Below are 23859 nucleotides of genomic sequence, written 5' to 3'. Positions count from 1 at the left end.
ACATTTTTTCATAATTAATTAGATTAAAATGTTTCGAGTTATAACTCCTGGTTTTGTGGCACAGTATACTCGTTGGACAGATGCTTTAAATAAAGCTAATTCTTTGATACCAAGCTGCAAAGGTTTATTCAAAGATGTGCGTATTTATTATGGAGATAATTTAATTTGGCTTTACAGTCGATCGCATAAATATCCTCAATATATTGGCGCAGGTATTTACGATAAGTTAGCTAAACTGTTTATCGTCGAGGCAATGGAAGAAGAAAAAGCTGGAGAGGTAAAACCAGACGAAATGTCATAAAAAGCATTTATCGAAAAAGCTATTAGTCATTAGCCCGAACATGGTAGCAAATAGCAAAACAACAAAATAGTCATTTTATTTGCTTTTTGTTTTATACTGACTGCTTCACCTACAACTCGCTGCAAACTTACAATATAACATATTGTACTTCAAAATATAGTTACGCTAATAATTTTAATCAAAATAAAAAATACCAAATCATTTTGTCCAAAATGATTTGGTATAGGTTGCCTAGCTAACTGTAGTAAAATCTAAAATCTTGAAGTATGTACAAATTGTCCTCACCAATTTTAAACAAGCCAGTCAATCGGCTATTAGCCGCTCTACCAACCGAAGACTATCAAAGCCTTTCACCTCATTTAGAGCCAATAAAGCTGACTCAGCATCAAGTTCTATTTTATGCTGGAGAAGAATACAAATATGCTTACTTTCCTTCTCACTCAATTGTCTCTACCATAGTGACTATGGAAAACGGTTCAACAACAGAGATTGGAGTTATCGGCAATGAAGGCATGGTCGGGCTGCCAATCATCTTGAATACTAGTTGCACAAACTCTACAGCTATAGTTCAGGTGGCTGACAATGGCTATCGAATCACTGCTAAGCAACTAAAAGAAGAGTTTAATCGTCAAGGAGCGTTAAATCGTCTGCTGATGCGCTACATTCAGGCTCGCATCATCGAGCTTGGTCAAACTGCTGCCTGTAATCGCTATCACAACCTTGAGCAGCGATTTGCTCGTTGGTTGCTCACGCTACGAGATAATATTCAACAAGACGAATTCCAGTTAACTCAAGAATTTATCTCCCAAATGCTGGGGGTGCGCCGTACTGGTGTAACCGAAGTAGCTAGCAAATTTCAAAAAGCAGGCATTATTAACTATAAACGTGGCTTGATACGTATTGTCTCTCATGAAAAGCTAGAGGCTCATGCCTGCGAATGTTACTGGCTAATTGCTAAAGAGTTTTCAAGCTTGCTCGATTGATTCACTTCCTAGCAAAGTTGAAAGTCAACAGTCTAGAACTCAGGCATTGACAAAATAGAAAGGTATGGTTATGAACAGTAATATTCTGTACATCATTACTTAAATCAGCAACATCGAAAGAGTTATACTACTCAGTTGTTGTTTTGTTGTTAAAAAATGTCTATGGTTGACTTGTTGCGATATTGCGCTGGAATAACTCTATGGGCGTGTTTTCTACAAACATCTTGTTTAGCTTCGCAATTGTCTGAAGTTAAAACAAAAGCAAGTTTTCTGCCTAGTAAACTAAATTTATTAACCACGCAGCCAGATTCAGAGATTACAACAAATTCTCCTCGTTATTTAATTACTCAAGAACGTCAAGGTGAGCAAAGAAAATTTCAAATACCGACTAATCAAGAGTTTCAACCATCAATTCCCATTGAAGAAATTGAAGTAATTGAGGTAATTGCCGATCGCCAAGAATATGACGAACAAAGAAAAGTAATTACGGCTCAAGGTAATGTGGTCATGCGTTTTGCTCAATCTGTGATGACTAGCGATCGCCTGGAAATAAATTTAAGCGATCGCCTAGCAGTTGCTAAGGGTAATGTCGTTCTCAAACGAGGTCAACAGGTATTACGGGGAGCAAAGTTTGAATACTATCTAGTTAGCGATCGCGGGATGATTTTTAATGCCAGAGGCGAAATTTATCAGCCTAGTTTAAGTCAAGATACTAACGTTAACCAGAGATTAGCACCAGAACAAACAATCTTCGATCGGGCTTTGAGCGATCGCTTGATTAATGCCCAACCCTTAACAGACATAACTGCTGGCGAGGGTATTGGGGCAACTATAGGCAGCAGCAGAGATATAAATAATAGCAATAATTCCGTAGGTGGGACAATTAATCGTCTGCGCTTTCAAGCTAATCGGCTAGACTTTAGTGGAACTAACTGGACAGCAAGCAATCTACGTCTGACTAACGATCCTTTTTCTCCGCCAGAACTAGAATTACGCGCCAAAACCGCTACTTTTGAACAGGTTTCTCCCTTAGTAAATAAGCTGACTACTACCAAGTCTCGTGTGGTAATTGATGATAGTTTAGCTTTACCGCTTTTAGCTAGTTCTTATGCCTTTGATGGTCGTCCTGGTCGAGGTGCTGGATTGTTTAGTCTAGGATTTGATGGGCAAGATAGAGGTGGTTTGTATATTGAGAAAACTTTGCGTCTTCTCAACGGGACAAAATATAGCTTAAATATTACTCCACAATACTTTTTGGAGCGAGCTTTATTTCCTACTGCTTTTAGCTTTAGCAATTCTGAGGATGGGGGATTTGATTTAGCAACATTGGGCTTGAGAAGCAATTTTCAGGCAAATTTGACCCCTCGCAGCAATTTTGGAGCAAATGTTTCCTTAACCAGCTTTAATTTTAACAATATAGAAGACAATTTACGAGCCAGGGTTGGGCTACAGCAAACTCTAGGTAATGTAGCTAATCCCTATACATTCGCTCTGGCATACAATTATCGCGATCGCCTTTTTAATGGTTCTTTGGGCTTTCAAACAGTTAGAAGTAGTATTGGTGGGGTGCTGACTTCGCCGAATATTGCGATCGCTAATACTGGTGTTAATTTAAGATATCAGGCTTCAATTCAAAACATCAGTGCCGATACCGATAGACAAGACCTTCTTGAGGCAGATAGAAACAATGACCGCATCAACCTGACTCGTTATCAAGGAGCGTTGTTTATTAATAAAAACTTTCCTATCTGGTCGGGAACAGCGTTGCCAAGTACTCAATACCAAGGATTGCGCTATACTCCCGTGCCTGTAGTTCCCTATTTACAAATATATACAGGAGTTTCAGGGGTAGGTAGTTTTTATAGCAATAGTGATACTCAGCTATCTTTAGAGGGAACTATCGGTATTCAAGGACAAATAGGTCACTTTTCTCGTTCTTGGCTCGACTATACAGGATTTAAGCTTGGCTACTCGCAAAATCTTCGTGGGGATGAATCGCCTTTTCTCTTCGATCGTTTAGTGGATCGTCAAATCCTGGATCTGGGTATTACTCAACAAGTTTATGGACCAATTCGTTTGGGGGTTCAGACATCTATTGATTTAAATAATAATCAGGAAATCAGTACAGATTACCTTGTAGAATACAGTCGTCGAACTCACAATATTACTCTGCGCTATAATCCTGTGTTACAAGTTGGTTCTTTTAGCCTCCGCATCAGCGACTTTAACTGGCAAGGAAATCCTCAACCTTTTGACAATGAGGGGATTAGCCCAGTTATTCAGGGAGTTAAACAATGATGCAGTTAGGGCAGTAAAAACTGTCTGTTTAAGAGGATGTCAACTAGGGGTAAAAGACCATGTAGCTTAAAACGCACACAGCGACAATCAAAAATAGATTAACAATAAGCTGTACTTTGATAGCCAAACTAGTATTTTTTTCAAACTGATTTATTTGATGTTTTAAACGATCCAGACTGAATTGCAGATTGGCATCTCGTTCTCTGCGAAAATGCATTTCTTGTTTAACAATGCTTTCTACAGTTTCGTTTAAGCTTTGGGGAGTTAATTGTTCAAATATACTAACTTTTTGTTCGATTTTAGCCAAAACTTTATCAACAACATCTAATTTATGACTTAAGGCAGGATCTTGTGGCAAAGAGTTTTCTGCTGTAGATTTACTAAAGTGTTTTTCTACCAATTTCAACGCTAATTGGAAATAGCCATTGTGAACGTGTCTAATTGCATCGGCTAATTCTTGGGCAGTGGTGTTTTTTAGCCAATAGCCTTTTGCCCCCAACTCCAGAGCATCAGCAATATCCTGCTTTCGGTCATGGATACTAAGCATTAAAACTTTGGTATCGGCAAATTTTTGGACAATGGCTTTTGTAGCTGCAAAACCATCCATAATTGGCATCTCAATATCCATCAAAACTACGTCTGGCCTGAGTTTTGCCACTTGAGCGATCGCGATTTTTCCGTTTTCAGCAAAACCAACTACATTCAGGTCTATTTCTGGTTCTAAATATGCTGCTAAAGTTTTGCGGACAAAATTTTGATCGTCAGCTATAAGAACATTAATCATCGCCATCTTCATCTTTATTTTTGGTAAATCAATAGCAAATAACGAGTTTTGATAGTTTTTCAAAAAACTGACAAAATTATAATGTATAAATCGATTCTTGAAGTATTAACCAATTATTAGCAAGCTACATCTTGAAAATAAGTTTGCTTTTGAGCTTTAAATCGTTGACACAAGATCGCAAACGGCATAGAGCAATTGAATGTTAACCTGATTACTATACACCTAAAATGACAAAAACAATCTTAAATAAGCTTTTATCGGCGGTAATCTTTATATATCAGAATAAATAACAATTGTGACTTCACTATCCTTGTTATCTAATGTTGAACAATTTTTAGAATATTGCAGCCATTCTAGTGCCAATGCTTTTTCTGCCTTTAGCGAACTTTTAAATAGTTTGAAATCTCCTGAGACACAAGCTCAAAGTCGGCGATTTTTTGGTTTAATTTATCAGACTTGGCAGTCGAAAAATCAGCAAGATTATTACTTTTCTTTTGTTACTCAAACGGTTAAAACCTATACTGGCGATCGCCAAGAGCTTTTGCTTTTATTGTTTCCCAGTATTTTTGCTCCTGAAGAATGGTCATTTACCTTTTACGAAGGCATATTACGCTATCCTGCCGAAGAGTTTTATACTCGTCGGGTGGTAGAGTTGGGCTGTGGTAGTGGCTGGATCACTTTGGCGATCGCCTTGAATTCTTTGCCTGAGGTTATCTATGGAGTTGATATCAATCCACGGGCGATCGTCTGTTCGCAATTAAATCTATATTTGAACGCTTTAGATGAACAGGGAAATCCTATTTTAGATAGGGAACAAAAAACTTTAATTGACCGCGTTAAATTTGCTCAATCAGATTTACTAGAGTTTTTTAACGATTATCCCCATCCCCTTGATCGCATTGTGGGCTGTATTCCTCAAGTACTCAATCCAGAATTGGAAGTAATGCGAGATTTGGTTAATCAAGGAGCTAATGACGAATTTCTCCATTCTTTGAGCAATTATTGCGAAAAACAGGGCTATGTAGAGGATCAGTTTGGCTTAGGTCTACTCGCTAAGGCGATCGAGCAGTCAATTCAATTACTCAGACCTACGGGTAAAGTTATCTTTAACTTTGGAGGCAGACCAGGTGCATCCGTACTAGAGCGATTAATGACCAGAAGAGGGTTAGAAATTCGCCATATTTGGCAAACTAGGGTTGAGCAAGATCCTGATACAGATATTTCTGGCTTAGTAGAGATCGAACAGGCTACAGGTCATCGGTTTGAGTTTTTTATGACTTCCCGTAGTAATGTGCCAATTGGTGCTGCTACCGCCCAGGTATATAGCCAGCATGGAGGCAGAATATATCATTCAGTCTCCGTATACGAAGGGGTTTTGGCTTATCCTAACTGGCTCAAGCAAATTTTCGCTGTACTACAGCATCCCAGTTTGCAAGGGGTAAAAAGCGCGCTAGATCTGACGGAAAATGATGCAGATGTGGCAGAAGAAAGATTTTACTGGCTAGCATCCTTATTTAATTACCTCAATAACCAGAGCCATTTTCCCTATGGACTGACAGCAGGAGAACCAGGATTACGCGATCGCCTTACGGCTTACTTTCGCAACTATCATTCAATTCTTTGGCAGCCTGATGATTTAATTATTACCCCCTCTAGGAAAGAAGCGATCGCTAATCTATTAACAATTTATGAGCCATCGTTAATTGTTATTGATGAAGGATTACAGCAGTTACTACCTGTAAGTTACCATGGCAGTCAGCAGGTAATTGAAGCACCGCGACGCATTCCTTTAGTTGGCAAATTAATGACCAAGCTACATCCCCAGCTAGTAATTACAGGACTCAAAGCTTTTGAAATGACTGCTCAAGAGCCTTTTGAAGCTTTAGTCAATACAGCCAAAGAAATTGGCGCACTACTAGTAGTGGATATTTCTGATAATTTAAATCTTTCTAGCAACCCTGTAGACAATGGTTTGTTTGAATATCTAGCAGATCGCGGTCTGCCAAATCATGTAATTTTGCTGGCAGATTTAATCAAAAATAGACTTTATCCGAGCTTATCTTTATGTATCTGCATAATTAATCCAGAGCCAATCCAAAAAGACTTAATCAGAGCAGCAGAGTTGAGCTACAGTCGCGTTTGCTTGATTACCCAATATTTCTATCAGCAGCTTTTAGAACAGTTATTACACTTCCAGACTACCAGAGCGCAGCCAGCTAATAGTAAGCTTGATAAGACTCAAGCTTCTTTTACCTTAGATCGTTCAGCCAATGCCACAAAAGCCTTTGCTCATCCTGCAATCAAAGAAAGCGAATTGCCCTTTAAACCATCAACTATTCGCCTGGACTATGGCGAAAACTGTTTACCAAGTCCTGAAGCACTTAATAAAGCGATCGCCGAAGCCTTTGCCAGACAGGATATCACCTCAGAAGAATGTGAAGTATATAAGCCCTTGTCTGCTATCTGTTCTCAAAAATACGGAATTAAATACGGCGATCGGGCTAATTTTATCTATGGCTCTGGAGTAGCATCCTTATTTAGTGCGGTGGTGCAGAAATGTCGTCAAGAGCAAGGATCTTTTATCTTTCCCCAAGGTGCTTACGGTTATTTCCGAGCAACCCTAGATTTTTATGGAGTTAGAGTACAAACAGTATTGGGACACCCAGCCCAAGGTTTTAAAATCAATGTATCTAACCTAGAGCAGATACTCAAAACTACCGCTAATCCTTGGCTTTATCTTAATGCACCCATTTCTAATCCTACAGGAGCGTTATACTCTGCTCAAGAATTACAGGAAATTATTCAATTAGCTTGGCAATATAAAGCAAAAGTTGTCTTAGACACAATTTTTTCTGGTTTAGAATTTGACCAGTCTCAGCCCAAAACTGATTTATCATGGCTGCAAGATCGCCGTCAAAGCAATTCTAGTAACTTAATTTTACTCGGTGGCATTTCCAAGGAATTTTCCGCAGCAGGGATACGTTTTGGCTATTTATATTCTCCTAGTGCCACTATAGTTAGGCAAATAGCAGAATTTATTCCTGGTCAGCTTCCCCAGACTACTATGTATGCTATGCGTCGATTTTTTGAGGGGGTGGTCAAAGGCGATGCCGAACTTATCCGACATCGAGAAGCTCAAAGTCAACTTCTACAACAAAGAGCCATACAGCTAACGGCAGTATTGCAGCAATCTGGTTGGATAGCCATTGACCCACAAGGCGGATTATTTTTAGTAGCAAAACCGAGTTTCTTCTTGAGCAAAACAGTATCTTACGAACAAGATAATGTTAAATATGAAACAGTCATTGATGGAGATTCTATTACTACCGTTTTGTTTTCAAGTGTCGGATTAACGATCAATGGTGCTACCTGGACTGGGTTGCCAAACTATTGCCGTTTTGTATTATCAGTTTCCGAATCGGAGTTTCAGGAGGCTTTGCAGCGAATTAAAGAGTTTTACAGTTCATTTGAAGTTTGAATTAAGTTGTTCTATCTAGTTTCAGAAATTAGATTTTATTTAGCTAAATTGAAGTAAATAGTATAGGATATGACTAAATCGTATTTTAGAAAATTATTGATTTCTTATGGCATCAATAATTATAAGCATACAAATGAACAATATTAAGTTGATAGATGCCTTAGTAAAAACCTAAATTTTTAACATGGATAAAAAGATATGGCAATCAGGAATCAAATATGAGAAAGTAAAAATAAAAGGCTGAAAACTAAAAGTGGAAGAATTAAATACTTTTATAGAGTCCAATTCTGCCTTCGTTCAATTATTACCTACTTACCTCTGCACAGTGGTGCTAGCTAGCTCCATTCTTGTTCTTGTTCGGTCTTTAGCTGAATTAGTTTTTGCTCGATTTTTTGCCAATTGCCTGGGGTACCTGGAATATCTAATTCTAGCTTGCCTGCATTTAAGTAAAGAAGGCGATCGCAAAAATTTTCAATCAATCCCAACTGATGGTTAACCATGATTATAGTTAAGTTTTGATTTTGGTTTAACTCTTCTAAAACGCTCAAAAGATGATTCGCCGTACCGATGTCTAAAGCTGATGTCGGTTCGTCTAAGAGTAATACTTGGGGCTGCATTACCAAAGCGCGAGCGATCGCAATTAATTGTCTCTGCCCTAAAGAAAGCTGTAATTCAGTTCTATCTAACCATTGAGTCGGTATACGCAGTAAATTTGTCCAGGTGTCTAGCCTCTGGCGAATTTCTGACTCTGGTAATTTTTGTAGCTGTAAGGGATAGCTTAGGGCATCCGCTACTTTCATGCCCAATAACTTAGGTTCTTGAGGAACTAAGACGATTAAACGACGCAGTTGAATTATTCCTAATTGTTCGATCGGTAGATCATTAAAATAAATTTCTCCCTGGCTAGGTGAAACCAAATGATTAAGCAGTTTGAGTAAAGATGTTTTGCCTGCACCAGATGCCCCAACCACAGCTACTTTTGCGACTGGAGGAATATTAAAAGAGATGTCCTGTAATAAATAACTAGATCCTAAAGAAGCCTGTAGATTGACCTGTTCCAAACGCAGAATTGATGGAAGATGGCGATCGCTCATACGCTAATAGTTTGGGGATAGTATACTTGACTATAAAATGCGCGGTTACGACTGTGATTTAGCTTTTGTAAAGCTTAGTTTTGTGTGCGCCTGGGGATCAATTCAAGGACACTGGCCAATCTTCAGAATAATCTAAAATCTTAGAGTAAAATCTAACTGACTTATTACCACTGCTTGAGGAGTAAAGATTTGAAGCTTCTAAAACTTGCTAATTGGCTATCTAATGGAGATTTAGAGCGATATAAACAACAGGCTCAGCAAGCTCAACAAGAGCAGTCAAAGTGGCAACAGATGGAATCTGAGTTAGAAAGCCTCAATGCAAAACTCCAGCAAACTCAAAAGCAATTAGGGCAAACCCAAGCTCAACTTCAGATTAACCAAGGTTTTCAAATTGAGCTTGGAGAAACTCAGCTGAGATTACAAAAAGTTGATGGTGAAGCAAAACTCTATAAAAAAGCATTATTTGAACAGCAAAAACAGTTTAACCTCACTCAGTCTCAATTAAAACATACACAGCAAGCCTTAGCTAGATCTCAAAATTGGCTAGAGCTATTGAAAACACCGATTCAAATTGTTGATATTCAAAAAACTCTTCCCAAACAAAATTTTAATACTCTTTGGGGATTTGGAATCATTACCCCCCAACCTCAATCCATGTCCATCGCTGGGGCAATATTAGTTAAAGGTTGGGTTTTGGGCAAAAAATCGATCGCCAAAACTCTTCGGGTCATTTATCAGACGGATATTTTATTAGAAACCCCCATTAAGCATTCTCGTCCGACAGTGATGCAAAGGTATCCAGATATTCCTACAGCCAATAGTAGCGGGTTTGAATTTTCTATCTCTGTGGCAGGAATACCAGAATCGGCAAAATTCAAGCTGGAAGCTCTTTTAGAGGACAAAACTATTGTTCCTCTATGTGATTTTATTCTAAAATCTGCACAAATTGAATTAAATGACACATAAACTTTTTCCGAAACTCAGTTAGACTGATAAAAATTAATCACCCCATAAACAGGATGATAATAACTATAAAGAAAATATAAAAAAATACTAAAACGTTTACAATAAAATTTGAGGTGTTCGGAGGAACAAAGTGTTTACAAGACTCGCGCAACAGCATCGTCGATTCGTACAGGATCTAGTAATGACTCTTCAAGCCCTGGCGATCGCTTTTGAAAATCAAGGTTACTTAGCATCCTGCTATACCTGTGGTGGTGAAATGAATAGTGCCTCTTTTATGGTTAGTTTAAAAGATGAGCATCTAATTCGTTTTTTAGTTTCAGATTATGGAATTACCTGGACTGAAATGAGAGATGACCGTGAACTAATGAAGTTAGAAGGGGCAGAAGCGATTAATCAATTACAGGATTTAGCAGACCTAATTAAATATCAAACCCAACCGCCTAAATCTAAAGAGGTTAAATCAGAGAAGCCACAGACATTACAATCTGTTTAGCAGTTAATCTCAAATGATCGATATCCAGCTATTAGGGGCGATTTACGACGAAGCAGAGGGGCTGTGGCTAGAATTATGTGTCCAGCCCTTGTAAGCGCCGTACCAGGCATCCGCAATCACTAACGGCTTATTTCAATACCTCTAGACCTTAACTGCTGCATAAAAAATTCTTCTAAAGAAGGTCTTGCCTGGTGAATACTGACTAATTGAGCTTCGACATTTTCTAGGTGAGATACAAATTGATTTGGTTCAACTTTTAATTGACCATGCCAACGGTTATTCTCTTGGGTAAGATTGGTCATCCAGGGAGTTAAAGCCTCCGAACTTCCACCAATAACAATTGCCTGATAGGCATTGCTAGTACCTAATAATTCATCAAGAGATCCCTGGCAGATTAATTCTCCCAGAGCAAGAAAGGCAATGCGATCGCAAATTTGCTCAATATCTGACAAAACATGGGAATTAAAAAAGATGGTTTTACCCTGCTGTTTTAGAGACGAAACAATTTCGCGCATTCGATAGCGTCCCATGGGATCTAATCCTGACATCGGCTCATCCAAAAACACAATTTCAGGATCGTTGATCAAAGCCTGTGCCATGCCTACTCTTTGCAGCATACCCTTAGAATACTGCTTTAATTTCTTCTTGCGGGCTGTAGACTTAGCTAAACCGACTAAATCTAGTAATTCGGCAATACGTTGACGCTGGATTTTTTTAGGAATTTGGAATAACCCAGCAATAAATTCTAAAAACTCCCAGGCGGTAAGAAAATCGTAAAGAAAGGCGTTTTCAGGTAAGTAACCAATCTTTTGCTTAACGGTGCGATCTCCAATTGGTTTTCCTAAAATTACTGCCCTGCCTGTAGTTGGACGGGTAATTCCCAATAAAGTTTTGAGCAGCGTTGTTTTCCCTGCCCCATTAGGACCAAGTAGACCAAAAGTTTCTCCTTGATGAATGCTCAAAGAACAATTTTTTAGCGATTCTATTTTTTGATTCATCCAAAAGCCAGTACGATAAACCTTGCCCAAACTCCAAGTTTGTACCACTGGCATAGAATCACTAGGGGAAATTGATGAAAAATCAGCAGTAGAAGGCATAAATAACCGTCAGTTACAAAGTATATTTGCCTTTATAGTTCCCTAAAATCAACCATTTTTTAACATTTTAATCAAAGTGTTTTGATTAAGCTCAAAATCGAACAATTTAAAAAGCCAATTTTTTAGCAACCCAGGCGAAAGATCCCCACCCCCACTATTAACATACCGAGATCGGTTTTAATTACTGATTAAGCAACATTTCGGCTGGTATTGGTAGAGGACAATTAGCAGTATTAAAAGATAGAGTTGCTGCTAGTGGACGGAATTTGGCAGATTTACCAGGAATTAAATTTATGCCCAAAGCAAATTTTGGCATGAGTACACGTTGGCTTAGTTGCTTAACAATTAATCTTTAAACTTCAGGCACCAATCGAGAACAAATACGTCTACAACTGTTAGACAAACAGATAGAAACTAGACCAGTTTGAAAGCCCATCCACCTATAGCCAGTATTTGCAGATTGTGAATGTATTAATAATGAAGTAGCTGAAGAACTATTTCAACAAGGTTTGTGTTTACCCTTTGGCTCTAACCTAACCGAGTCAGACCCAGAACGAGTAATTATTGAAATTAAAAGTATGTTCACTTCTTGATGAAACTTTATGAAATCTTACTTATTATTTCGTTATCATAATTTTATTAGTTTTACATATGTATTTTTTCTTTAAATATTTTGAATGTTGCTATTAAATATTAAGTATGAATCTCTCACAAACGCCCTTAGATAATCAATACTATTGGCAAATGATTAAAAGGCGCTGGCTGCCTGGATCGATTGTTTTTCTAATTATATTAACTTTGGGTATTGTTGCTACTACTTTAAAGAAAAACGTTTACGAGGCTGAAGCAAGACTAAAATTTAAAAGTAACACCGTTAGTTCTTCTCTGACAGAAGTTGGTAAAGCTTTAGAAGGCTTTTCAACGATCGCGGAGAAAGGAAACTTTATTGACACAGAAACAGAGGTTTTACGTTCAGTTCCTTTAGTTAAAAAAACTATTAATGACCCCAAACTACAGTTAAAAGATCGAGAAGGCAAAAAGCTTAAAGTTGAAGATTTTCTAGAAAACTTAAAAGTTTCCTCGATAACTGCTACAGATATTCTTAAGATTTCCTATGCTAGTCATAACCCAGAGCAAGCTGCCCTAACTGTTAACACTTTGGTCAAAAATTATTTAGATAACAATTTAATAGTTAACAAAGCAGAAGCAGAAACTGCTAGAAAGTTTTTAGAAGAACAACTACCAAGAGCAGAAGATTCCCTACACAAAACTGAAGCAAAAATACGGGAATTAAAAGAATCAAATGGATTTGTTGACCCTGATGAAAATACTAGCTCTTTGATTCAGGGAATGCGGCAGCTACAGGCTGACATAGCCCAAGCTCGTGGAGAAATGGCTAATGCTGAATCTCAGGCTGACTATATCAGAAAAAAGCTTGGTTTAATCGCAGAACAGGCGGTAGTTTCAACTACGATTAGCCAATCTCCAGCAGTTAAAGAGACGATATCTAAACTGCAAAATGCAGAATCCGAGCTAGCGATCGCCAAAGCCCGTTTTACAGGTAATAGTCCCAATGTAGTTGAACTACAACAACAAGTAGATTCTTTATCAAAATTACTCTATCGACAAACCGCCTCTGTTGGCGCAGAGACAGCACGAGATTTAGTACAGAGAAATAAGACAGGAGTAATTCAAGAAGAACTTACCACTGATTTAATTCAGCTAGAAGCTCTTAAATCTGGTCTGCAAAAGCAAATTGACAGCTTGAGCAGAGTTGAAGGCGATCGCCGTGCTAGAATCCAGAAAGTACCAGAGTTAGAGCAAAAGTTAAGTCAGCTTGAAAGACAGCGAGCTTCGTTTCAGTCAACCTACGATGCTTTGTGGCAAAAGCTACAAACTATAAAAATTGCTGAAGTTCAAGATCCTGGCAACGTTAGGGTGATTTCTAATGCCGATGTCCCCGCTCAGCCAGTCTCTTCTCGTGCAGTAGGCTTTTTAGCTGCTGGCTCTTTAGCTTTATTATCCGCAGCTGGAGTTATTTATCTTCTAGAAATTAGTGATAGATCGATTAAAACCATTGACGAAGCTAAACAGCTATATGGTTATACGTCTTTAGGGATAATTCCAAGCACAGATAGAATCAAGCTATTAGCTTTACCAGAATTAAAAGATCAAGACCCCTCCATTCCTAAATTAATAGTCCGAGACTATCCTTTCTTAGCACTCGGTGAGTCTTATAGGATGTTACAGTCTAATATCAGGTCTTTAAAGACTGATAGAAAGGTAAAAACTATTGTTATTACCAGTTCTGGCGTGCAGGAGGGCAAATCTACTGTAGCTGCTAATTTAGCAGCAGCAATGGCTCAAGTAGGCAATAGAGTTTTGCTAGTTGATGCTAATTTATACGATCCTATTCAAGATCGTATCTGGAATACTTATAACGACAATGGCTTAAGTAATGTAATTGCCGATCGCCTAGATCCTAGAATGTCTATTAATGAAGTTATGCCAAATTTAGATTTGCTTACTTCAGGAAGTTTAAATCCCTCTCCTGCAACTTTACTTGATTCTCAAAGAATGAGAATGTTGATAGATTACTGGTCAGAAAGCTATGATTTTGTTATTTTTGATACTCCTTCTTTAGATTTAACTGCCGATGCTCCCATAATGGGTCGTATGGCTGACGGGGTTTTATTGGTAGTCAGACCTGGTTTAGTAGAGCGATCGCAGGCAAAATTCACCAAAGAAATTTTAGAGCAATCAGGACTCAATATGTTGGGAATTGTCTTCAATGGAGTTGAGCCTCAATTTGATTCCCGCTCTTACTACTACAATGCTCTTGAAGAGTCACCAATTATGTTTTCCTATAACAAACTCCCAGGTATTAGCCCTGTAGAGAATGAAGAGCTTTGGGATACTATTTCGCTTATGGTAATAGAGTCTAAAAAAGATAGATTAGATGCCAACCTTAATGAAGATCAGCTGCAATCAGCACCATTGAATAAGCTAGAGTCAATGGTATTTCATTTACAGCAAGATCTAGTAGATTTAAGTAGAGTGGTTAAAGAACAAGAAGAAGAACTTTTATTGCAGCGTCAAAAAGTCAAAAAACTGCAACGACGAGCCAATGTTTCTAATGAAAATGAATTCTATTTAGAAAATCAATTAAATCAGGAGCAAGAAAGAAAACGGATGCTGGATGAAACTCTTGTGGGACAAAGGCGAAATCTGCAAAAGCGTCGAGAAATGCTTTTCCAGTATCAGCAAGTGCTAGAAAGCAGACAAAATGCTAGTTTTAGAGTCTAGTTATTGATTTGTGTTAACTTACTGCTATAAATAGAACTCCGTTTAGGCGATCGCCACAGCTTTTAAATCAAAGATTTTCTCAATTACATCTGCTACGACTTTATCAGGGGTAGAAGCACCAGAAGTTATGCCTACAATAATTTCCCCTTCTGGTAGCCAGTTTTCGACTATAGTAATTTCTCCATCTAAAGGCTTATATTCTAGGCGATCGCGACTTAAAATTCGCTCAACACAGTCAATATGATAAGAGGGAATATGATGCTCAACGGCAATTTCTTGTAAATGAGTAGTATTAGAAGAATTAAACCCTCCAATCACCACCATCAAAGACAAGTCCTTCTCAACCAAATCGAACATGGCATCTTGTCTTTCTTGAGTAGCATCGCAGATAGTATTAAAGCTCATAAAGTGCTGCGTTAACTCAGTAGGACCATACTTTTTCAGCATTGTTTGCTCTAAAAGCCTTCCAATTTGCTCGGTTTCACTTTTGAGCATTGTAGTTTGATTAGCAATACCGACTCTAATCAAATCTCGGTCAGGATCAAAACCATCAGAATAAGCGTTTTTAAACTTAGTCAAAAATTCTTGGCGATCGCCACCATCAAGAATATAGTTAGTCACATATTCAGCCTGTTCCAAATTTAAGACAACTAGATAGCGATCGGCAAACGAACTAGTTGCTACGGTTTCTTCGTGGGCATATTTGCCGTGAATAATTGAAGTGTAGTCCCGTTTTTTATGCTTTTCTACCGAATTCCAGACTTTTGATACCCAAGGACAGGTAGTATCGACGATAGTGCAGCCTTTATCATTCAGTAGCTGCATTTCTGAAACGCTTGCACCAAAAGCAGGTAAAATAACTACGTCTTGGTGACCTACAACGCTAAAGTCTTTTTCACCATTAACCAATTCAATAAAGTCAACGTTCATTTCTCTCAGACGTTGATTAACTGAAGGATTGTGAATAATCTCGTTGGTAATCCAAATTTTGGCGGTAGGGAAATGCTGACGAGTTTCGTAAGCCATAGCCACGGCTCTTTCTACTCCCCAACAAAAGCCAAAAGATTCGGCTAGAAGGATGGTAACATCTCCTCTTTGTAGACGATAGTTGCGATCGCGAATAGTTTGAATTAAATCACTTTGATACTCCGTATTCATTGTTCCAGCCACTTCTTCATCGTGTCCAAATCCCCGACGATGATAGTTTTGGGACTGTTGCAAAGAACGTTTAAAAGCTTTAGTATCCATTTTTAGATCAGTTATATTTTAATTCAATAGCTCTAAGCCAGAAAGGTGTACTCACCGCATCTAGCTCTAAGCTTAATTTATCTGTAAAACGCGACAATCAATAATTAATTATCAATTATTAATTACCCAAACCATTATTTACTTAATTTTACCTACCTACCTAGATTGCTACCAATATCATTTGTTAAATTGGCTTAGTGCTTAAGAAATCGCTGTTAAATCAGTTTGCTTGAGAAAATCAATAAATGCCCAGACTGCATGGGATAAATCTGCGTCTTTAGGAGTAGCCATAACCACGATGCGCTGTAAGGGTTTAGGAAGCTGGCAGACAGTTACACCCTGGGGAATATGAAACACAGATAGCTGAGGTAAAATGGCTGCACCCGAACCTGCTGCTACTAAATTAACGATTGTGTCACTTTCTCGAACTTGTTCTGATGGTTGAAACTGGTAATTTTTAGCTTCAAAGTAATTTTTAATTTGCCTAAAACAGGTATTTTGATTCGGATAAGAAATAATCGGCAAGGCTAATAACTCTGTCCAGCTAATTTTACTATTAACCAAAGAAGATTTATTAGGCGGTAGTAAGACAATATAGTCATCTCGCAACACCTCTATAGCTTCAAGTTCTTTAGCGGTGGGTAAAATAGTAAAACCAAGGTCTGCTTTGCCTGAGCATACCATTTGTTCTACTTGAGGACAGTCTTTTTCTTCCGTGATTTTAATCTCGATCTGAGGATATTTAATTTTAAAGTGGGCTTTTATTTTGGGTAATAGTTGAGATGCTGCACCACGAAAAGCCGAGATTCTAACCGTACCTCCCTCAAGGCTTTTATAACGATTAGCTTCTTGCTTAATATCTTCAACTGATTTTAAAATGCGATCGCAATGAGCTAAAACGCTTTCACCAACAGGAGTAAGATTGACACCTTTTTGGCTTCTAAACAGTAACTGTACCCCTAAATCATTTTCCAAAGTTGCGATCGCATGACTTACTGTAGGCTGAGTTAAATCTAATTCCACCGCTGCCTGACTAAATTTGCCACATTTAGCTACTGCAACAAACGACCTGATTTGAGAAAGTTTCATCAGAGAAATTTTTCACCTTTTACAGAATATTGGCGATCGCTTATTTGTCTTGTCAACTGATGATGGATTGCGTCACATCGAGCCAAGAAGATTAAAAAAAGTTTCAATTGTGTCTCGGTTGCTATCTTCAGAGTAACTTAAGTTCTAATTATTTTCGATTACAGCCTGGGAAATAACAAATTTTAAGCAGGTTCAGAATGCTACTTTTTGCTTTTTACAATTAATTATATCCAGGCAATAATAACTTGTTATCTTGATAATAAAATATAAAATGGTAGCAAAAATTAAATTAACAAATGTTCTCAAAATATTTATCAAAATATTTAAAATAAATACCCAAAAAGATTCGGGAGTTGAAAACATTGTTATTAAAAGCGGGTTGCATAAGCGAACCAGGAAAAGGAAGTCATATAAAATGGAAACATCCCTTAATCAATCGTAAAATTGTTCTATCTGGTAGAGATGGTGCAGATGCAAAACGTTACCAAGAAAAAGAAGTTATGCAGTTGTTAAAAGACATAAAAAAGGCTGAGTTATGAATTTACCTTATAGCATTCTTATTCAATGGTCAGAAGAAGATCAATGTTACGTTGTTTCAATTCCAGAGTTTAGTGATTATTATCAGCCAGTAACTCACGGCGAAACTTATGAAGAAGCTTTGAAAAATGCTCAAGAAGTCTTAGAAATGTTACTTCAAGATAATGTAGCGTTGCCAGCACCCAACTTGTTTCAAACTTAAATTTATTTGCTAAATAAACTTAAATTTTTTCACTAGTAAAGTTCCTGCGCCGTCGCTTCTTTTATCTTGCTTGACATACAAAATGAATGAAAATCTGACGCAAAAAATAAAACATGATTTTGATCTTCTTGCCTCATACGATGGCGATGAATGGGATCATAATAATTACTACCATCAATTTTTACTTGAGCAAATACCTAACCATAGTCAGACAATCTTAGATATTGGCTGTGGCACAGGAAAATTTTCTCTTCTTTTGGCTAATTATACCGATCAAGTTATAGCAATAGATTTATCCCCCAACAGTATCCAGATAGCAAAACACAGATCGCGGCAATTTAACAATATTGATTATCAAGTTGCCGATATTTCACAGTGGAGATTCCCTGTAGAACGTTTTGATGTAATTACCTCAATTGCGACAGTACATCATTTATCTTTAGAGAAATTACTGCCTCAATTGCAGGCTGCTTTAAAGCCAGGAGGGGTGCTGATAATTCTAGATTTATTAAAGTATCAAGGTATCAAAGATAGTTTGAGTGATTGTATTGCTGTTCCCCTAAACTGGTGGTTTTTGAAGACCAAAAATAGGCATATTAAACCCAATCCAGAAGCAGCAGAAGCCATGAGACAACATTTGCTAACAGATGAATATTTAACTTTGTCGCAAGTAAAAGAAATTTATCTAAGCTTACTGACAACAGCAAAAGTAAGAAAGCATTTATTTTGGCGTTATTCAGTAGTTTGGCATAAACCCACTACCCAAAACTAAATGGAAATTGTAAATATAGTCATTCTAAATAGGAAACGTATGGAATAATAGGATTGAGTTGAAAAATCAATCCTATTAGATGACTTATAGTGTAGATTTACGAAAACGAGTAGTTGACTTTGTAGCGACGGGAGGCTCAAAGGCAGAAGCATCAAGAAGATATGAGGTAAGTTTGTGGTGTGTGAATGATTGGTGTCAAAGAAAGAATTTAACTCCAACACCACAACTAGGAAGAAAGCGAAAACTAGATTGGAAAGCACTTATCCAACATATTCAAGAAAATCCAGACGCTCTTTTGAGAGAGCGGGCGCAACATTTTGGAGTCCATACGAGTGCGATTGGATCTGCTCAAAAACAAATGAAATTGACTCGTAAAAAAAACTCTGAAATATAGTGAACGTAAGCATGGTCAACGAATCGCTTTTCTGAGAAATTTGCGTGAGATTGTTGTTTTAGATGGTTCAAATAACTTAGTTTACTTGGATGAATCGGGCTTTGAAGAATATGTTTATCGCCCATATGGATGGTCAAAACGAGGACAAAAAACCTATGGCGAGCGCAATGGCAAAAGAGGAACGAGAACAAGCTTAATAGCAGGAAAAAGAGGCAAAGAATTATTAGCACCAGTTCTTTTTAAAGGAAGTACTAACGCTTTATGGTTTAATCAGTGGCTTGAAGAGCATCTCATTCCCGAATTGAATCCGAACTCTACTCTTATTCTTGATAATGCAGCATTTCATCGGCAAAATGATGTATTTCGTATTGCCGAACAAGCGGGTCATAAAGTTTTGTTTTTACCGCCCTATTCAGCCGATTTTAATCGTATCGAACAAGACTTTGCCATCCTCAAAAAAAGACGTATTTATTCCGCTCCTGGTACTTCTTTGGATGACATCCTTAAATCATACGCAAATTATTTAGAATGACTATATATTTATTTTTGTCTCCAAGTGCCGTGAAAACTATGGGGAATTACGGATGGCAAAGCAAGACGACACACTGGCAGTTCAAACAAGCGATCGCTTTGATAGATTCGGACTTCACTTCGATCTGTGTTGCCGTCAAAGACAACGGTTATTAACCAACCATGTTCTGAATCATCTTGACGCGAAACCAAAATTGGTTCAGAAGGATAACAGTTATCGCCCATATCGGTGATCGCCATATTTCCAGTATAACGATCAAAACAGGCGATCGCATTAAATAGCTCTTGACCAGGTTTTACGCCATAACGATGGACGTTTAAATAGGTATAACGCCAATCTTGCCCTATCTTTGATGGTGCAACTAAGGGAAATTCTCCCGCAGCATCCGATATCTGTTTATTATTAATTACCTCGGCAGTTTGAGGATGGATAGTAAGTGACCATAAAGTTCCTTTGGAGGGAGTTTCGGTGTAGCCAGATGCTACTTCCTTTAGATACTGGTTGGTGTCTAGGTTTTCAAAGCGGGTAAATTCAGTGACGATATTTCCTTCATTGTTGACATAGCCGTTGGCAAAGTGCCACTGAAACCAGGGATCGGTTTTACCCTGACTGACTAAAGATAAATCGTCTTTGGCAAAAATTAAAATCTCTGTGCCTAATTCAGGTTTCCATTCAAGGGAATCACTATAGCTTTTTTGTCCTAGGGCAACAGGCATAAGATTAGCTCTTACAGGAGAAACTAAAAAGACCAAATACTCACCTGCAAAACAAAAGTCATGGATTAAAGGCAGTCCAGACAGAGTGTGAGAATTTTGCTGCTCAAGTTTACCTGTAGAGTCGCAACGATAAAGATTGAGAGTGCTGTTTGCTCCTCCACTAACTCCGTGATTAAATATTTTGCCTGTCACGGGGTCAACTTTTGGGTGTGCCGAAAAAGGTTGTTTCTTTTCTAGACCCGATAGAGTATCCGTGCCAATAGTAGCTAAAGTATTTAAATCTAGAGCATGAGGCTTGCCACCTTCCCAAAGAGCTAATAAACGGTCGGGTAGTGCCAAAACTGAGGTATTAGCAGCATTTTTAAGTGGCTTGAACCAATTATTCCAAAATGCACCTGCTGCGGTCATGCCATAGTTAGGATAAATAAAAGCATCTTCTTTTTGCTCATTTGAATAACCTTGGGTTTGTACATAACGATACATCCCTGTCGCTCCAGAATCAGTAAAATCGACCTTGAGAATAGCTCCATCGCCATCAAACCAATGTCCAACTTGTTGTTGCCCTCTAGACAACCTAGCAGGACCGTTACGATATAGTGTGCCTCTTAGGTCGGTGGGAATTTCTCCTTCAATGATTGATAGAAAAGTAGAATCAAATTCCGTAGCGGGTGTGGCGATCGCTTTTGACCAAGCTTTTTGTTTAGATGAGGTGATCATTAGCTGCTTTTATGTTTTTATAACTAATACAAAAGGTATAGACCAGCGGACAACGGTATACTATCAATGATAACGTTAAAAATTGCGTAAGCTCATAAGTATAGTTTGAGATTAGCTTAATCTAAATATCATATACAAACATGAACTCAGGAATCGATTTACAAGGAAGTTTTGTGCAAACTCTACAAGATTTTGGTCTTTCGGCTGGTTTAGCTAAAGCTGTTTGGCTACCTTTGCCTATGATCTTAATGATAATCGGCGCAACAGTTGGAGTTTTGGTAGTTGTCTGGCTTGAGCGAAAAATTTCGGCTGCTGCCCAGCAAAGAATAGGGCCTGAATATGCAGGGCCTTTGGGAGTATTACAACCAGTCGCCGACGGAATCAAATTAGTTTTTAAAGAAGATGTTATTCCTGCTAAAGCAGACCCCTGGTTATTTACCATAGGACCCATATTGGTAGTTATTCCTGTGTTTTTGTCCTATCTTATCGTTCCTTTTGGACAAAACTTGGTGGTTACAGATCTAAACGTGGGTATTTTTATCTGGATCTCTTTATCTAGTATTGCCCCTATCGGCTTATTGATGGCTGGTTATGCTTCTAACAATAAGTATTCACTATTAGGTGGCTTAAGAGCAGCAGCACAGTCTATTAGCTATGAAATTCCTTTGGCTTTATCTGTACTTGCGATCGTTATGATGTCTAATAGTCTTAGTACAATAGATATTGTAAATCAGCAGACAGGCTATGGTATTTTGGGCTGGAATATCTGGAGACAACCTGTTGGCTTTATTATCTTTTGGATTGCAGCCTTGGCTGAGTGTGAACGTCTACCTTTCGATTTACCCGAAGCAGAAGAAGAATTAGTTGCTGGTTATCAAACCGAATATTCAGGCATGAAATTTGCCCTCTTTTATCTAGGCTCTTACGTTAACTTAGTATTATCAGCATTAGTTTTTGCTGTTCTCTATTTAGGTGGGTGGGAATTTTTTGTTCCTTTAGATCGTTTGGCAGATTGGATTGGTGTTGCCGATACTACTCCCTGGCTACAGGTATTAACTGCTTCTTTGGGTATTATCATGACCTTAAGTAAAGCATACTTCCTAGTATTTATCGCCATCCTATTACGCTGGACTGTACCTCGTGTTCGTATTGACCAACTATTAGATTTGGGTTGGAAGTTCTTATTACCAGTTTCTCTAGCTAATCTCTTGATTACTGCTGCTTTAAAATTGTCTTTTCCTATAGCATTTGGCGGTTAGTCATAGATTACTCCGCCCATTTAGGGAAGAGCAATTTGTGAGCGTTAGTTAAACTAAAAATATTAGAGCAAAGTTAAAACAATTATGTTTAAAGTCCTCAAACAAGTACAGGATTACGCCAATGAAAGTTGGCAAGCAGCAAAGTATATTGGTCAAGGTCTATCTGTTACCTTCGACCATATGCAGCGTCGTCCTGTTACAGTTCAGTATCCTTATGAAAAACTAGTTCCTTCCGAACGCTATCGGGGCAGAATTCACTTTGAATTTGATAAATGTATTGCCTGTGAGGTTTGCGTTCGTGTCTGTCCTATAAACCTTCCTGTAGTTGATTGGGAGTTTGATAAAAAAGCCAAGAAGAAAAAGCTCGATCATTACAGTATTGATTTTGGTGTCTGTATTTTCTGCGGTAACTGCGTCGAATACTGCCCTACTAACTGTCTTTCTATGACCGAAGAGTATGAACTAGCATCCTACGATCGCCACGAGCTTAACTATGATAATGTTGCTTTAGGACGATTGCCCTATAAAGTCACTCAAGATCCGATGGTAACTCCTCTTAAAGAGTTCGCTTACCTACCAAAAGGCGAAGTTGACCCTCACGGGTTACCTAAAGGAGCGCAACGGGCTGGTAAACGTCCAGAAGATATCCTCAAGGAAATTGAAGCAGCAAAACCCAAAGAGGAAGCTAAGACGGAAGGATAAGGGATAAAGGATAAGAGAAATGTACAGCCAATAAGTTATTATTTCTTCCTTGTCTTTGACCATGGATTTTTTTTGTTGATCGAGTAATTATAAAAAGAGGAGATAAAAGTGAATTTAGCTGAAGGAGTACAGATAGTTTCTTTTGGCATCTTGGCAGTAATGATGATTGGGACAGCTTTAGGAGTTGTTCTTTTACCCAAAATCGTTCATTCTGCTTTTTTGCTAGCTGGGGTGTTTATCAGCATTGCTGGTTTATATCTCCTGCTAAATGCCGATTTTGTAGCTGCCGCTCAAATTTTGGTTTATGTAGGCGCGGTAAACGTTTTAATCTTGTTCGCTATCATGCTAGTGAATAAACAAGAAGACTATGTCGAACTTCCTGGTCGTTTAATTCGCAAAGTAGCAACTGCCGTGGTTTGCTTTGGCTTATTTGCGCTTTTGGGAACAATGGTTTTGGTAACGCCATGGTCATTAGACACAACCTCTCCTCAAGTAACTGATACAGTTGTAGCTTTGGGTGAGCATTTCTTTAGTGACTATTTATTGCCTTTTGAATTGGCTTCAGTTCTGCTTTTGATGGCAATGGTAGGTGCAATTATTCTGGCTCGTCGTGATATGATTCCCGAATACTTGGCAACAAAAGAAACTGTTACAACTAGCTTCACCTTGCCAGAACGCCCCCGTGAATTAGCAATTCTGAGTAGTGATAGCGATAAACAAGATTAGTAATGTTAATTATTAATCAGTTAGGGGCGAAGGGTGAGACAGTTGCGGTGGGTCGAGACCCCGCGTCGCCGTTAGGCGCAAGGGAATGCTCGACTTGCGGTCTCACCGACATAAGCAAACTGTAGAACCCGAAGGGTCGTTCGCCCGTACATTAGTAATCAGTAA

At 38.3% G+C, this 23859-nt stretch carries 20 protein-coding genes and 1 pseudogene; 14 read left to right on the top strand and 7 right to left on the bottom strand.

Annotated elements, in window-relative coordinates:
- The first annotated feature begins 28 nt into the window (after nucleotides 1-28).
- From SLP02_RS24770 to SLP02_RS24760, 3 genes are all read left to right on the top strand, one after another.
- A complete protein-coding gene (locus tag SLP02_RS24770) occupies nucleotides 29-301 on the top strand; it encodes a hypothetical protein (protein ID WP_319423386.1) in 273 nt (90 codons plus the stop codon).
- Nucleotides 302-567: 266 nt separating this feature from the next.
- On the top strand, nucleotides 568-1284 hold the full coding sequence (locus tag SLP02_RS24765; RefSeq protein WP_319423385.1) for a Crp/Fnr family transcriptional regulator: 717 nt from the start codon (nucleotides 568-570) through the stop codon (nucleotides 1282-1284).
- Between the two features lie 240 nt (nucleotides 1285-1524).
- Nucleotides 1525-3582, top strand: a complete 2058-nt coding sequence (locus SLP02_RS24760) for a DUF3769 domain-containing protein (protein WP_319423384.1) — start codon at nucleotides 1525-1527, stop codon at nucleotides 3580-3582.
- Nucleotides 3583-3625: 43 nt separating this feature from the next.
- On the opposite strand, the gene SLP02_RS24755 is transcribed toward SLP02_RS24760, so the two are convergent.
- The gene (locus SLP02_RS24755) at nucleotides 3626-4429 is read right to left on the bottom strand and encodes a response regulator (protein ID WP_319423383.1); all 804 of its coding nucleotides are present in this window, start codon (nucleotides 4427-4429) and stop codon (nucleotides 3626-3628) included.
- 232 nt (nucleotides 4430-4661) lie between these two features.
- Here SLP02_RS24755 and SLP02_RS24750 point away from each other — a divergent pair, with 232 nt between their 5' ends.
- Nucleotides 4662-7844, top strand: coding sequence for an aminotransferase class I/II-fold pyridoxal phosphate-dependent enzyme (locus tag SLP02_RS24750; protein WP_319423382.1), 3183 nt, complete (start codon nucleotides 4662-4664; stop codon nucleotides 7842-7844).
- A gap of 335 nt (nucleotides 7845-8179) precedes the next feature.
- Here SLP02_RS24750 and SLP02_RS24745 read toward each other — a convergent pair whose 3' ends face one another.
- Nucleotides 8180-8938 carry an ABC transporter ATP-binding protein gene (locus SLP02_RS24745; RefSeq protein ID WP_319423381.1) on the bottom strand — a complete coding sequence of 253 codons (759 nt, stop codon included), beginning with the start codon at nucleotides 8936-8938 and terminating at the stop codon, nucleotides 8180-8182.
- A 189-nt stretch (nucleotides 8939-9127) separates the two neighbouring features.
- Here SLP02_RS24745 and SLP02_RS24740 point away from each other — a divergent pair, with 189 nt between their 5' ends.
- Entirely contained in the window at nucleotides 9128-9904 is a 777-nt protein-coding gene (locus SLP02_RS24740) for a hypothetical protein (protein ID WP_319423380.1), read from the top strand.
- A gap of 130 nt (nucleotides 9905-10034) precedes the next feature.
- Nucleotides 10035-10397 (top strand): DUF1815 family protein, encoded by a 363-nt coding sequence (locus tag SLP02_RS24735; protein ID WP_319423379.1) that lies wholly within the window; start codon nucleotides 10035-10037, stop codon nucleotides 10395-10397.
- Nucleotides 10398-10516: 119 nt separating this feature from the next.
- Here SLP02_RS24735 and SLP02_RS24730 read toward each other — a convergent pair whose 3' ends face one another.
- Both SLP02_RS24730 and SLP02_RS24725 read right to left on the bottom strand, forming a co-directional pair.
- On the bottom strand, nucleotides 10517-11494 hold the full coding sequence (locus SLP02_RS24730; protein ID WP_319423378.1) for an ABC transporter ATP-binding protein: 978 nt from the start codon (nucleotides 11492-11494) through the stop codon (nucleotides 10517-10519).
- A gap of 181 nt (nucleotides 11495-11675) precedes the next feature.
- Nucleotides 11676-11810 (bottom strand): hypothetical protein, encoded by a 135-nt coding sequence (locus tag SLP02_RS24725; protein ID WP_319423377.1) that lies wholly within the window; start codon nucleotides 11808-11810, stop codon nucleotides 11676-11678.
- Between the two features lie 383 nt (nucleotides 11811-12193).
- On the opposite strand from SLP02_RS24725, the gene SLP02_RS24720 reads away from it, so the two are divergent.
- Nucleotides 12194-14800, top strand: a complete 2607-nt coding sequence (locus SLP02_RS24720) for a GumC family protein (protein WP_319423376.1) — start codon at nucleotides 12194-12196, stop codon at nucleotides 14798-14800.
- A 42-nt stretch (nucleotides 14801-14842) separates the two neighbouring features.
- On the opposite strand, the gene SLP02_RS24715 is transcribed toward SLP02_RS24720, so the two are convergent.
- Both SLP02_RS24715 and SLP02_RS24710 read right to left on the bottom strand, forming a co-directional pair.
- Complete coding sequence (locus SLP02_RS24715; RefSeq protein ID WP_319423375.1) at nucleotides 14843-16048, bottom strand: 4-hydroxy-3-methylbut-2-enyl diphosphate reductase; 1206 nt, start codon at nucleotides 16046-16048, stop codon at nucleotides 14843-14845.
- Nucleotides 16049-16249: 201 nt separating this feature from the next.
- A complete protein-coding gene (locus SLP02_RS24710; protein ID WP_319423374.1) occupies nucleotides 16250-17137 on the bottom strand; it encodes a LysR family transcriptional regulator in 888 nt (295 codons plus the stop codon).
- A 332-nt stretch (nucleotides 17138-17469) separates the two neighbouring features.
- On the opposite strand from SLP02_RS24710, the gene SLP02_RS24705 reads away from it, so the two are divergent.
- The 4 genes and pseudogenes from SLP02_RS24705 (at nucleotide 17470) to SLP02_RS26895 (ending at nucleotide 19574) form a co-directional block, all read left to right on the top strand.
- On the top strand, nucleotides 17470-17676 hold the full coding sequence (locus tag SLP02_RS24705) for a type II toxin-antitoxin system HicA family toxin (protein WP_319423724.1): 207 nt from the start codon (nucleotides 17470-17472) through the stop codon (nucleotides 17674-17676).
- A complete protein-coding gene (locus tag SLP02_RS24700) occupies nucleotides 17673-17876 on the top strand; it encodes a type II toxin-antitoxin system HicB family antitoxin (RefSeq protein WP_319423373.1) in 204 nt (67 codons plus the stop codon). Before SLP02_RS24705 ends, SLP02_RS24700 begins: the two co-directional genes overlap by 4 nt.
- An 82-nt stretch (nucleotides 17877-17958) precedes the next feature.
- Entirely contained in the window at nucleotides 17959-18648 is a 690-nt protein-coding gene (locus tag SLP02_RS24695) for a class I SAM-dependent methyltransferase (protein WP_319423372.1), read from the top strand.
- A gap of 79 nt (nucleotides 18649-18727) precedes the next feature.
- Nucleotides 18728-19574 (top strand): annotated as a pseudogene (locus SLP02_RS26895) (IS630 family transposase).
- Nucleotides 19575-19582: 8 nt separating this feature from the next.
- On the opposite strand, the gene SLP02_RS24680 reads toward SLP02_RS26895, so the two are convergent.
- Complete coding sequence (locus SLP02_RS24680; RefSeq protein WP_319423371.1) at nucleotides 19583-21007, bottom strand: carotenoid oxygenase family protein; 1425 nt, start codon at nucleotides 21005-21007, stop codon at nucleotides 19583-19585.
- Nucleotides 21008-21147: 140 nt separating this feature from the next.
- Between SLP02_RS24680 and nuoH the strand changes: the two genes are divergently transcribed.
- The 3 genes from nuoH (at nucleotide 21148) to SLP02_RS24665 (ending at nucleotide 23694) form a co-directional block, all read left to right on the top strand.
- On the top strand, nucleotides 21148-22266 hold the full coding sequence (nuoH, locus tag SLP02_RS24675) for an NADH-quinone oxidoreductase subunit NuoH (protein WP_319423370.1): 1119 nt from the start codon (nucleotides 21148-21150) through the stop codon (nucleotides 22264-22266).
- An 84-nt stretch (nucleotides 22267-22350) separates the two neighbouring features.
- Nucleotides 22351-22968 (top strand): NAD(P)H-quinone oxidoreductase subunit I, encoded by a 618-nt coding sequence (gene ndhI, locus SLP02_RS24670; RefSeq protein WP_319423369.1) that lies wholly within the window; start codon nucleotides 22351-22353, stop codon nucleotides 22966-22968.
- Between the two features lie 108 nt (nucleotides 22969-23076).
- Nucleotides 23077-23694: an NADH-quinone oxidoreductase subunit J gene (locus SLP02_RS24665; protein ID WP_319423368.1), complete on the top strand. Its 618-nt coding sequence runs from the start codon at nucleotides 23077-23079 to the stop codon at nucleotides 23692-23694.
- Nucleotides 23695-23859 lie beyond the last annotated feature (165 nt).

Source organism: Pleurocapsa sp. FMAR1, assembly GCF_963665995.1.
GTDB lineage: Bacteria > Cyanobacteriota > Cyanobacteriia > Cyanobacteriales > Xenococcaceae > Waterburya.
Note: the sequence above shows the minus strand (reverse complement) of the source record. Positions and strands in the feature narration are given on the sequence as shown.